Genomic DNA, 252 nt, shown 5'->3' with positions numbered 1-252 from the left:
AAATGGAGCAGGAAAAACTACTCTGATGAAAATCATTGCAAAAACCAAAAAACCAAGTTCTGGAACCGTTTACATTAATAAAAAAGATATATTTAAAGATGATAATATGTTAAAAGATGTGGGTATTATGATAGATACTGTTCATTATGAACATTTATCGGCTGAACAAAATTTACTTTATTTTTTAAAAGTAAATAATCAACTTGAATACATAAAAAATATTAATAAGATATTAAAATTAGTGGGCTTATT

1 protein-coding gene is annotated in these 252 nt (G+C 23.8%); it reads left to right on the top strand.

The genetic code is table 11. The annotated features are described in order from the left end of the window. Positions 1-25: 25 nt before the first annotated feature. Positions 26-252 (top strand): hypothetical protein (locus ACM0OW_RS25875; protein ID WP_414553587.1); only part of this gene is annotated, 227 nt, incomplete at its 3' end.

The sequence above is a fragment of the Anabaena sp. CCY 0017 genome, from assembly GCF_963920885.1.
Lineage (GTDB): Bacteria > Cyanobacteriota > Cyanobacteriia > Cyanobacteriales > Nostocaceae > Nodularia.
Note: the sequence above shows the minus strand (reverse complement) of the source record. Positions and strands in the feature narration are given on the sequence as shown.